Consider the following 9,814-nt stretch of genomic DNA (forward strand, 5'->3'; position numbering starts at 1 on the left):
CCATAGGACAAAATTTGTCCTATGGGGACCCCTCATGACACGCCGCGGGCGTGGGCGCCCCTCTCGCGGGAAAGCTCAGACGCGGACCAGCATCTTGCCGGTGTTCGCGCCGCCCAGCAGGTCGAGGAAGGCCTGCGGCGCGTTGCGGATACCGTCCACAATGGTCTCGGAGTACTTGAGCTCGCCGGAGGCGACCAGCGGCGCGACCTCCTTGACGAACCGCGGCTGCAGCGCGAAGTGGTCACCCACCAGCATGCCGCGCATGGTGAACCGCTTCGCGATGATCGACGCGAGGTTACGCGGCGCCGCGGCTGGTTCGGTGTTGTTGTAGACCGAGATCATCCCGCAGATCGCCATCCGGCCGTGCAGGTTGATCGAGTCGATGGCCGCTTCGAGGTGGTCGCCGCCGACGTTGTCGAAGTACACGTCGATGCCCTCGGGTGCCGCCGCGCGCAGCTGCTCGATGACCGGGGCGTCCTTGTAGTTGAACGCCGCGTCGAAGCCGAGCTCGTCGGTCAGCCACTTGACCTTCTCGTCGGTACCGGCGCTGCCGATGACCCGCTTCGCGCCCTTCAGCTTCGCCAGCTGGCCGACGACCGACCCGACCGCACCGGCAGCGCCGGACACGAAAACGGTGTCGCCTTCCTTGAACTCCGCGACGTCGAGCAGCCCGGCGTACGCGGTGAGCCCGGTCATGCCGAGGACGCCGAGGTACGCCGAGATCGGCGCGGCTTCGGGGTCGACCTTCACCGCGTGCTTGGCGGCGACGACGGCGTGCGAACGCCAGCCGAGGCCGTGCAGCACGAGGTCGCCCGGCTCGAAACCGTCCACACGGGACTCGATCACTTCACCCACGGCGCCACCGTGCATGACCTTGCCGACCTCGTACGGCTCGGCGTAGGACTTCGCACTGCTCATGCGGCCGCGCATGTACGGGTCCACGCTCAGCACCTGGTTGCGGACCAGGAGCTGGCCTTCGCCCGGAGTCGGGATCTCGACGTCCGCGATCTCGAAGTTCTCGAGCGTCGGGACACCGTGCGGACGGGAGGCGAGCCGGATCTCGGTTGCGTTCACGAGGGGTACTCCAAGTCTGTTGCGAACGACAAGCGGGGCGTTCGCCCCGTATTCACGACGGGTACAACGAGCTAACCGGGGCGCTCATTCCGATTGTGGCGAGCACTACACGACCTCGACGAGTTTGCCGAGAACGCCCTCGTAGATCCGCTTGAGACCACCCGGCGCGAAGGTCTTCTCGAAGAAGCCGCCGACGCCGCCCGCGCCGTCCCAAGTCGTTTCGATCCGGACGAGACTGCCCTCGGGCACCTCGCGGACGGTCCAGGTGGTGACCATGCTGGAGTTCGCGTCCGTCTCGACGAAGGTGCCTTCGGACGGTTCGGTGACCGTCGCCGCGACGTCACGCACGCGCTTCGACGTCGCCTGCAGCTTCCAGCTCGCCTTCGTGCCCGCGCCGACGCCGCCTTCGGTGACCTCGTAGTCGCGGTAGTGCTCCGTCAGGAGCTTCGGGCGGGTTTCGGCGTAGTCCGCGACGAGCGCCCTGACCTTGTCGGCCGGTGCCTCGATGGTGCGCTCCGCGATGGCCGTGACCTTTCCCATCTCACTCCCTTTCACCCGGTGTGCAACGACAGCACCCACGATTCCACCGGACGGCGTGACCGGCACGGGCGGCCCCGTCCCCAAATGCGATGAACGGCCCGTTACTTGCAAAATTGGCAAGTAACGGGCCGTTCATCGCATTTGAGTGAGCTAGATGAGGGACTTCTCCTTCAGCCAGTCCTTCGCGACGTCGGCCGGCTTCTCGCCGTCCGAGTCGACGCGCTTGTTCAGCTCACGCAGCTGCACGGTGTCGAGGGCCTTGCTCACGGCGTTGAGGACGGCCGCGAAGTCGGCGCCCCGCTCGTCGAGGACCTTCTTGTTCACCGCGGGCACGACGTTCTCGGTCGGCACGATGGCGAGATCGTCCTCCAGCGCCACGAACTGCGGGTCGCCGACGAGCGGGCTCACCGAGTCGACCGGGATGACGGTGACCTTGCCGGACCGCAGCTGCTCGACGCGGGGGCCTGCCTCCTGCACGGTCTGGAAGGTGGCCTTCAGCTTGTAGACGTCCGTGAAGCCCTTGAAGCAGGGAAGCCGCTTCTCGCACTCCGGCCCGCCCGCGACGATGACGTTGTCGACCTTGGACAGGTCGCTGATCTTCGCGAGACCCTTCTCCTTGGCGAGGTCGGCCTTCACGATGTAGGTGTTCTTGTCCTCCGCCGGCGAGTAGTCCAGCAGGCCGACGCCGTCGGCTTCGAACAGCTTCTTGAGCTGCTCGTGCTCACCGGCCGCGTCCTTCGCGGCCTCCTTGCCGAAGCCGGTGGTGATGGCCGCGCCCTGGTACTCCGGGATGAACTGGAGTTCGCCGGACTTCAGCGCCGGGTAGATCAGCTCGCGCGAACCGAGGTTCAGCTTGCGGGTGATCGGGTAGCCCTTGGCCTCCAGCGCGTTCGCGTAGAGCTCGGCGAGGACCAGGCTGTCGGTGAAGTTGAAGGAGGCGACCACGATCGGCGCCCCGCCCTTGCCCTGCGCGGCCGGCGCCGCCGCGTTGTCGCCACCACCGCAGGCGGCCAAACCGAGGGCGGCGGCGAGCACCGCGACCACTCGAACATTCCGTGTCCAGCGCACGTGCACACACTCCTATGACTCGATCAGAGGATTGGACAGTATCTCCGGGTAACGACAGAATCCACATTTTGAGAGTTCCGCCCCGTGTGCTCTCAGAGAACGGAATACAACCATCCGAACGGGGTAAGGTCGGCCGGTGCGAGCCTCCTCCGTGTTCCCCGTACCCGCCCAAGGCGGGCGGCCGCTCTTCGAATGGCGGTGGGTGGACCGCCACTTCGACGAGATACTGGAACGACTCGGCGAGCATGTCACGCTGACCGCGGCCGCGCTCGCCATCGGACTGGTGGTATCGATCGGTGTTTCCGTGGTTTCTCTGCGTCGCCGGTGGTTTTACGTCGTCGCGCTGAGCACCGCCGGTTCGCTGTACGTCATCCCGAGTCTCGGCGCCTTCGCCGTACTGGTGCCCTTCACCGGTCTGACGTCTTTCACCACAGCAGTGATCCCGTTGGCGACTTACACGCTGCTGATCCTGATCCGCAACATCGTCACCGGCGTGGAACAAGTACCCAAGGAAGTCCGCGAAGCCGCGATCGGCATGGGTTTCACGCGCTCGCGACTGCTGTGGCAGGTCGAACTGCCGCTCGCGCTGCCGGTGGTGATCGCGGGCCTGCGGGTCGCGGCGGTGACCACGATCGGGCTCGTGACGGTGACTTCCATGCTCGGCAAGGGCGGGCTCGGCTACTTCATCCGCAACGGGATCCAGACCACGACGCCGAATCCGACGTCGATCATCGTCGGCGTTGGACTTTCGGTAGTGCTCGCCGTAGTGGTGGACCTGATGCTGTGGCTCGGTGGGCGCGCGCTCGCGCCGTGGTCGCGGAAGGCGGCGTCGCGATGAGCATCATCGACCAGACCATCGAGTGGTTTGGCGAGCCGAACCGGTGGAGCTGGACCGATCCGGCGGGCGTTCCGTACCGGACGGTCGAGCATCTGCAGTATTCGGTGGTGGCACTGGTGATTTCCGCCGTGCTGACGATTCCGCCCGCGTTGTGGCTGGCGCACTATCGGCGCGCGCAGTTTCTCGCGACGAGTGCGGTGAACGTCGGCCGCGCGATCCCCAGCTTCGGGCTGGTGATCCTGTTCTGGTTCCTGGCTTCCCGGCTCGAAGTCGATACGACGTTCTGGCCGCTGATGCTCGCGCTGGTGGCCTTGGCACTGCCGCCGCTGTTCACCAACACCTATGCCGGCGTCATCCAGCTGGAGCAGGAGACCATCGACGCCGCACGCGGAACGGGTTACCGGGAGTGGCAGATCATGCTGCGCCTGGAATTGCCGCTGGCGTCACCGGTCATCCTCGCGGGTGCTCGCGTCGCCTTCCTGCAACTGGTGGCGACCGTCGCGATCGGCGCGATCGTCAACGACGGCGGCGGGCTCGGACGGTACATTGTGGACGGATTCGCGCTCGGGGATCCCGGCCACGGCGAGATCCTGGCGGGCGGGATCGCCGTCGTCGTACTGGCTTTGGGGTGCGAGGCGGTGTTCGCGCTCATCACCCGGATGGTGACTCCGCGCGGGCTCTTGACTCGTGAGTGATTTGGGTCGTTCTAACGACCCAAATCACTCACGACTCGACGGGACGCGCGAGGCCGTCGATCACTTCGGCACCGGGCAGGGACGCGAGCGCCAAGCCCGAGATCAGCAGCTTGCTGCCGCGGATCCCGCTGCCGATGACCAGTTCGGATTCGTCGGCGACCCGCTGGTCGATCAGGATCGGCCAGCCATCGGGCAGGCCGACCGGCGTGATGCCGCCGTACTCCATGCCGGTGAGCGAAACGGCCTCGTCCATCGGGGCGAAGGAAGCCTTGCGCACGTCGAGGCGGCGCTTGATCACGCCATTCACGTCGGCGCGGGTGGTGGCGAGGATCATCGCGGCGGCGAACCGGACTTCACCGGCACGCTTGCCCGCGACGACGACGCAGTTCGCGGACGCCGACAGCGGGGAGCCGTACGCGGCACAGAAAGCCGCGGTGTCGGCGAGTTCGGCGTCGATCTCGGCGACGCCGACGGCATCGGGATCGGCGAGGGCGGCGAGTGTCTTGGCGACGGGCTCGGCCAGCAGGTCCGTGCGCGAGGGAGCGGGGACGACGGTGAGGTTTCCGGCGATGGTCCAGGTAGTCACACCGTCAACGGTAACCGCGACGCGCGGCGTCTCCGTTGAGGGTGGTGGCTGGACCTGATCACCAGTTGCGACCACCACGCTGGACCTCGATGAGCTTGGGCCGGACGTCCACGAGGTAGACCAGGACCGCGACCAGTGCGGGCAGCCACAGGATCATGCCACCGCCGTAGAACTGGAAAAGGGTCAGCACGGCGGTGGACCCGCCGGTGATGAGCATCCAGATGGGCTTGGTCTTGCGGTCCGCGGCCGAATACGCGTCCGCCCGCTGCAGCAGTGCGTGGACGAACGCGAAGAGGCCGGTCAGTGCGCCGCCCCAGTGGATGGCGATGAGAATCCAATTGGCAACGAACACGAAGTCAGCTTACGTCAAACCGGGCGAATGACCCGGGCCCCTGGTACCGGACGCGGTACCAGGGGCCCTGAGTTCACGCGGACCTTACTTCTCGGTCGTCTTCGGCGCGGTGGCCGGCTTCTTGGCGACCGGGCTGGTGGGGGTGCGGCGCGCGGGGGGCGTGGTCTTCGGCGCGGTCTTGTTGGCGACCTTGCGCGAAGCCGAGCGGGTCTCGTGCGCGAGGTCGTCGCCGATCTCCTCGACCTCGTCGGCGATCTCGCCGGCGACCTCGGTCACCTTGCGGGCGGTCTTCTCGCCGACCGAGCGGGTGCCCTTGGTGACCTTGCCGAGCACGGTGTCGATGCGCTCGCGGGCGTCGGTGGTCGCACCCTCGACGCGGTCCTGCGCGGTGGTCAGCGCGTCTTCGAGCTGCTCGATGGCCTTCTTGACCTGCGGCTGCGCGGCGATCTTGTCCCACGCCTGCTCACCGGACTCGGCCAGCTTGTTGTACAGCTTCAGCGCGGCCTCGGTGTAGTCGTCGATGACCTTGCGCAGCTCGGCCGGGTCGAGCTTCTCGCGGAGGCCCTCGACGTCGTGCGGGATCTCTTCGATGTTCTTGCGAGCGGCCTCGCTGCCGACGGCGACCTTTTCCTTGGCCTTGGCGACGGCGTCGACGACGGCCTGGCTCGCCAGGTTCCCGGCGCCCAGCGCGGCGAGCAGCGGCGTGCGCACCTGGTCGAGGGCGGAGGTCTTGCGGTCGGACTTGGGGTTCGTGGCCGTGGTCATGCTGACTCCTTGGATTCGGCGGCTGGGTCTTCGGTTTTCGTTGGTGCCGCCTGCTCGGGTTTCGCGGCGGCGTTCTCGCGGCGGAACGATTCGTAGACGTCGAGCAGGACCTGCTTCTGCCGTTCGGTCAGCTCGGTGTCGGCGCGGATCGAGTCGCCGACCGGGCCGCCCGTCGGCAGATCGAGGATTCCCGCTTGGACGTAGAGCGCCTCGGCCGAAATACGCAGGCCCTTGGCGATCTGCTGCAGGATCTCCGCGCTGGGTTTGCGGACCCCGCGCTCGATCTGGCTCAGGTACGGATTGGACACGCCGGCGAGTTTCGACAGCTGCCGCAAGGAGATCTTCGCCGTGCTGCGCTGCTGGCGGATGTACTCGCCGATGTCGGAAGCGATGTCCGCGACCTTCTCCATCGGTCCACCCGACGGGGCCTGATCCCGGTTGGTGTCTGACATCGGTCACCTCCTCGCGACGTCTTCAACGCTACGCGCGAGTGCTAGCTATTGCAAGCACTCTGCTTGCAACCATCGGGTGTGTTGGCGCTCACCCGCTACGGTGGGGGGATGTCGAGTGCGACGCGGCTACGGCGGCGCCTCGTCGAGCATCTGCTCGCCGAAGGCGTGCTGCACGACGCGCGCTGGATGACCGCCTTCCGCACCGTGCCCCGCCACGTCTTCCTGCCGCGTTTCTTCGTCCCGGCGGCGAACGGCTGGGGTGCGATGGAGACCGGTGACGACGGCTGGCTCGAACGCGTCTACTCCCCCGACGTCCTGGTCGTGCAGCTCGACGACGACTCGGAACTCTGGGAGCGGGCACGCTATCTCGGCGCGCAGCCGGGGACGCCGACGAGTTCGTCCAGCATGCCTTCGATCATGGCGATCATGCTCGAAGAGCTCCGGGTCGCCGACGGGCATCGAGTGCTGGAGATCGGCACGGGCACCGGTTACAACGCCGCCCTGCTGTGCCAACGGCTCGGCTCGGGGCTCGTGTACACAGTGGACATCGACCCGGAACTGGTGGACGCCGCGCGCAAGCGGCTCGCGGAAGCCGGGTACGCGCCGTCGTGCGCCGCCGCCGACGGCGCCGAAGGCTTCCCAGCGGGCGTGCTCTACGACCGGGTGCTGTGTACGTGCTCGGTGTCGTCGATCCCGCCCGCGTGGCTGGAACAGACCGTGCCGGGCGGGCTGATCGTCACCACGCTGAACCGGCCGATCGGCGGCGGCCTCGTCCGGATCGTCGCGGGTGAGGGCGCGACGGGACACGGCCGCGTCCTCGCCAGGGACGGCCGCTTCATGCCGCTGCGCGCACACCGGTTCAAGCCGTCGAAGGCGCCGGACGGTCAAGGCGAATGGCGGCCGACACCGCTGCCGATGGGGGCCATCACCGAAGTCCGCAGCCGCTTCGAGTTCTTCGCCGGGCTTCAGCTTCCCGGGGTTTCGGCGTTGCGGGACGGCCAGAACACCGCGCTCGTCCACTCCGACGGCTCCTGGGTACGGCACCGGAAACGAGGTCGTGACTACGAAGTGGCGGAAGGCGGGCCGCGGCGGCTCTGGGAGCTCGTCGAGCGCGCACAGGAGGAATGGCTGGAACTCGGCCAGCCGTGGCGTGACCGGTTCGGGCTCAGCGTCGACGGCGACGAGCAGGTGATCTGGCTGGACTCCCCCGAAGGCCGGACTTGGCCGCTACGACCTTGAGACCAGGCCCCGCACCCACCTCTCGACGCGGTCGACGGCGTCGTCCACCGGCACGTGGGTGGTGTCGAACAGTTCGACCGGCGGGGACAGCGACGGCGCCTCGGCCCGCAGCCATTCGTTGAACTCCAGCATCTCCTCGATCCGCTCCTCGTCCCACTCACGCCAAGCGGGCCGCGCCAGCAAGCGCTTGCGCAGCGCGTCCGGCTCGCTGACGAGCGCCAGGTAGTGGATGTCGGAGAAGAAGACCCGCTCGGGCAACTGCTCGAACTCGGGTGGCGCGACGGTGCCGCAAAGCACGACCGGCCGCCCGTTCTGCTGCAGCATCGCCGCCATCCGCAACCAGGTCGACCGGAACGCGGGATGGCCGGGGACGTCGTCACGCAACGCCCCGGTCCACAGCACGTCCTGCTCGACCACGAGCGCGAGGTCACCGAGCCGCTCGGCCAGGCGCGGCCCGACCGTCGACTTGCCTGCCCCGCTCGGCCCGGTCAGCGCGAACAGCGGGAGACGACGGAACGGCCACCGGTGCGCGCACTCCACGCACACCAGCAGCCCCCCGCTCTCGACTTGTGGCCGTTCGGCGCGATCACCGCAGGCCGGGCAGATCTTGAGATCGAGGACCACGGTCAGTCGAAGAGGCCTTCGAGGAAGCCGCCCTTACGACGCTTGTGGCCGTACGCGTGCGGGGAATCGGAGTGGCCTCGGTAACCCTTGGGCGAATCCGCGTAGCCGCCCCGGTACCCCTTCGGCGAATCGGCGTACCCACCGCGGTGCGGTCGCGGGGAGTCCGGACGGCCGTAATGCGGCGCCGGTGCGTGTCCACCTCCCTGATAGGGCGGAGGTGGCTGATGCCCCCCGTAGTACGAGCTCTCGGCACCGGCGATGGCTTCCAGCTCGCCCCTGTCCAGGAAGATGCCGCGGCATCCCTGGCACTGGTCGATGTGGACACCGTTCTTGTCGACGGTCTTCATCTGGTTCTGGCACTTCGGACAAATCACGTATCAGAGATTACGCATTTTTCGCGTCCGAGGTCAGCAGGCACACAGACAAAACGGATGCCCGGCCGGATCCGCGTACACCCGGAAGTCCTCCGGGGAGTCGTCGAGCAGCTTCGCGCCGATGGCCAGCGCGCGCTCGTGACCGGCTTCGAGGTCGGTGACGTCGAGATCGAGATGCGCCTGCTGCGGGTTCTCCGCCGACGGCCACGCGGGCGGACGGTAGTCGGGGACACGCTGGAACGAGAGCCGCGCGCCGCCCTCCGGGTTTCGCAGGGTCACCCAATGGCCGTCTTCGGCGACCTTCGCGGCCTCCCAGTCGAGCAGTTCGCGGTAGAACTCCGCCAACGCGACCGGGTCCGGGCAGTCGAGCGCCACCGCGCCGAAGGTGGGTACCGCACCCATGGTTCAGCCTCCAGAAGATCGAGTAACCAGTGAACCAAGTATGCGGGTTATCGCAGCCGATGACAACCGGTCTCGCCCGTACACTGGGCGAGGTGAACACCGACGCGCTCCTGGTGGTCGAGTTTTTGAACACGGTGAACGTCGAACGCGGCGCCGACCTCCTGGACGAGCTGGAGACCTGGCAACACTGGGCCCGTGATCACCGGTTACGCGCGGATACCCCCGCGGCCGCGCGCGAAACCCGGGACGCACTGCGCTCGGCGATCGGCGATCCGCGGCTGCCCCGGCTCGGCCTGCGCGCGCCGGCGGAGGTCGTCCTCGGCCCGGAAGGCCCGCTCCTGGTCGCGGAATCGGTGTGCGAAGCGGTGATGGCGGCCTCGATCCGGCTGACCGTGCGTGGCGAGTGGATCCGGCTCAAGATCTGCCCGGCGGACGACTGCCTGTGGGCGTTCTACGACGAGTCGCGCAACCGGTCGCGGACGTGGTGCTCGATGCGGTCGTGCGGGAACCGGGAGAAGGCGCGGGCGTGGCGGGCACGGACGGCGGACGTGGCGACCTGAAGTACAGGAAGGGCCCCTTCATGTACTTGAGGAAGGTGTGACCTGACGGGCGGCGGTTGCGGCGGCGGTTGCGGCGGCGGTTGCGAGATGACCCCGGGGTCGCGGACGGCCACACCGCGTTCCGGCGCCGCCCGTGCCCACCGGAAGTACATGAAGGCCCCCTTGCTTGCGCTAGGCGCAAGGAAGGGGGCCTTCATGTACTGGGGAAGGTGTGAAGGTCGAGAGCTCGGCAGAGCGTCGGGGAG

Annotated in this window: 14 protein-coding genes; 4 read left to right on the forward strand and 10 right to left on the reverse strand. The window is 67.7% G+C overall.

Translation table 11 applies throughout. The features are described from left to right. Nucleotides 1-75: 75 nt before the first annotated feature. From AB0M65_RS37985 to AB0M65_RS37995, 3 genes are all read right to left on the reverse strand, one after another. Nucleotides 76-1,074 carry an NADP-dependent oxidoreductase gene (locus AB0M65_RS37985; protein WP_364039437.1) on the reverse strand — a complete coding sequence of 333 codons (999 nt, stop codon included), beginning with the start codon at nucleotides 1,072-1,074 and terminating at the stop codon, nucleotides 76-78. A gap of 105 nt (nucleotides 1,075-1,179) precedes the next feature. Next, a complete protein-coding gene (locus AB0M65_RS37990) occupies nucleotides 1,180-1,614 on the reverse strand; it encodes an SRPBCC family protein (RefSeq protein ID WP_364039440.1) in 435 nt (144 codons plus the stop codon). Between the two features lie 150 nt (nucleotides 1,615-1,764). Next, nucleotides 1,765-2,682, reverse strand: a complete 918-nt coding sequence (locus tag AB0M65_RS37995; RefSeq protein ID WP_364039443.1) for an ABC transporter substrate-binding protein — start codon at nucleotides 2,680-2,682, stop codon at nucleotides 1,765-1,767. A gap of 151 nt (nucleotides 2,683-2,833) precedes the next feature. Here AB0M65_RS37995 and AB0M65_RS38000 point away from each other — a divergent pair, with 151 nt between their 5' ends. Next, nucleotides 2,834-3,520 carry an ABC transporter permease gene (locus AB0M65_RS38000; protein ID WP_364039476.1) on the forward strand — a complete coding sequence of 229 codons (687 nt, stop codon included), beginning with the start codon at nucleotides 2,834-2,836 and terminating at the stop codon, nucleotides 3,518-3,520. Then, on the forward strand, nucleotides 3,517-4,215 hold the full coding sequence (locus tag AB0M65_RS38005; protein ID WP_364039446.1) for an ABC transporter permease subunit: 699 nt from the start codon (nucleotides 3,517-3,519) through the stop codon (nucleotides 4,213-4,215). Before AB0M65_RS38000 ends, AB0M65_RS38005 begins: the two co-directional genes overlap by 4 nt. Nucleotides 4,216-4,243: 28 nt before the next feature. Here the strand turns inward: AB0M65_RS38005 and AB0M65_RS38010 are convergent, their stop codons facing one another. From AB0M65_RS38010 to AB0M65_RS38025, 4 genes are all read right to left on the reverse strand, one after another. Beyond that, a complete protein-coding gene (locus tag AB0M65_RS38010) occupies nucleotides 4,244-4,801 on the reverse strand; it encodes a YbaK/EbsC family protein (protein WP_364039449.1) in 558 nt (185 codons plus the stop codon). Between the two features lie 58 nt (nucleotides 4,802-4,859). Further along, the gene (locus tag AB0M65_RS38015) at nucleotides 4,860-5,153 is read right to left on the reverse strand and encodes a DUF2516 family protein (protein ID WP_364039452.1); all 294 of its coding nucleotides are present in this window, start codon (nucleotides 5,151-5,153) and stop codon (nucleotides 4,860-4,862) included. A gap of 84 nt (nucleotides 5,154-5,237) precedes the next feature. Continuing rightward, nucleotides 5,238-5,918 carry a hypothetical protein gene (locus AB0M65_RS38020; RefSeq protein WP_364039455.1) on the reverse strand — a complete coding sequence of 227 codons (681 nt, stop codon included), beginning with the start codon at nucleotides 5,916-5,918 and terminating at the stop codon, nucleotides 5,238-5,240. Beyond that, nucleotides 5,915-6,370: a helix-turn-helix transcriptional regulator gene (locus AB0M65_RS38025; RefSeq protein ID WP_364039458.1), complete on the reverse strand. Its 456-nt coding sequence runs from the start codon at nucleotides 6,368-6,370 to the stop codon at nucleotides 5,915-5,917. The genes AB0M65_RS38020 and AB0M65_RS38025 overlap by 4 nt, the downstream gene beginning before the upstream one ends. Nucleotides 6,371-6,478: 108 nt before the next feature. On the opposite strand from AB0M65_RS38025, the gene AB0M65_RS38030 reads away from it, so the two are divergent. Then, nucleotides 6,479-7,609: a methyltransferase domain-containing protein gene (locus AB0M65_RS38030; protein WP_364039461.1), complete on the forward strand. Its 1,131-nt coding sequence runs from the start codon at nucleotides 6,479-6,481 to the stop codon at nucleotides 7,607-7,609. Here AB0M65_RS38030 and AB0M65_RS38035 read toward each other — a convergent pair. The 3 genes from AB0M65_RS38035 to AB0M65_RS38045 are packed head-to-tail and all read right to left on the reverse strand — an operon-like array spanning nucleotide 7,598 to nucleotide 9,009. Further along, a complete protein-coding gene (locus tag AB0M65_RS38035) occupies nucleotides 7,598-8,233 on the reverse strand; it encodes an AAA family ATPase (RefSeq protein WP_364039464.1) in 636 nt (211 codons plus the stop codon). The two genes, AB0M65_RS38030 and AB0M65_RS38035, sit on opposite strands and share 12 nt — an antisense overlap. Before the next feature lie 2 nt (nucleotides 8,234-8,235). After that, nucleotides 8,236-8,607, reverse strand: a complete 372-nt coding sequence (locus tag AB0M65_RS38040) for a zf-TFIIB domain-containing protein (protein WP_364039467.1) — start codon at nucleotides 8,605-8,607, stop codon at nucleotides 8,236-8,238. A 33-nt stretch (nucleotides 8,608-8,640) separates the two neighbouring features. Continuing rightward, complete coding sequence (locus tag AB0M65_RS38045) at nucleotides 8,641-9,009, reverse strand: VOC family protein (protein WP_364039470.1); 369 nt, start codon at nucleotides 9,007-9,009, stop codon at nucleotides 8,641-8,643. A gap of 59 nt (nucleotides 9,010-9,068) precedes the next feature. Between AB0M65_RS38045 and AB0M65_RS38050 the strand changes: the two genes are divergently transcribed. Then, nucleotides 9,069-9,569 carry a CGNR zinc finger domain-containing protein gene (locus AB0M65_RS38050; protein WP_364039473.1) on the forward strand — a complete coding sequence of 167 codons (501 nt, stop codon included), beginning with the start codon at nucleotides 9,069-9,071 and terminating at the stop codon, nucleotides 9,567-9,569. Nucleotides 9,570-9,814: the final 245 nt, after the last annotated feature.

Origin of the sequence: Amycolatopsis sp. NPDC051071 (genome assembly GCF_040682875.1) — a bacterium.
Taxonomy (GTDB): Bacteria; Actinomycetota; Actinomycetes; order Mycobacteriales; family Pseudonocardiaceae; genus Amycolatopsis.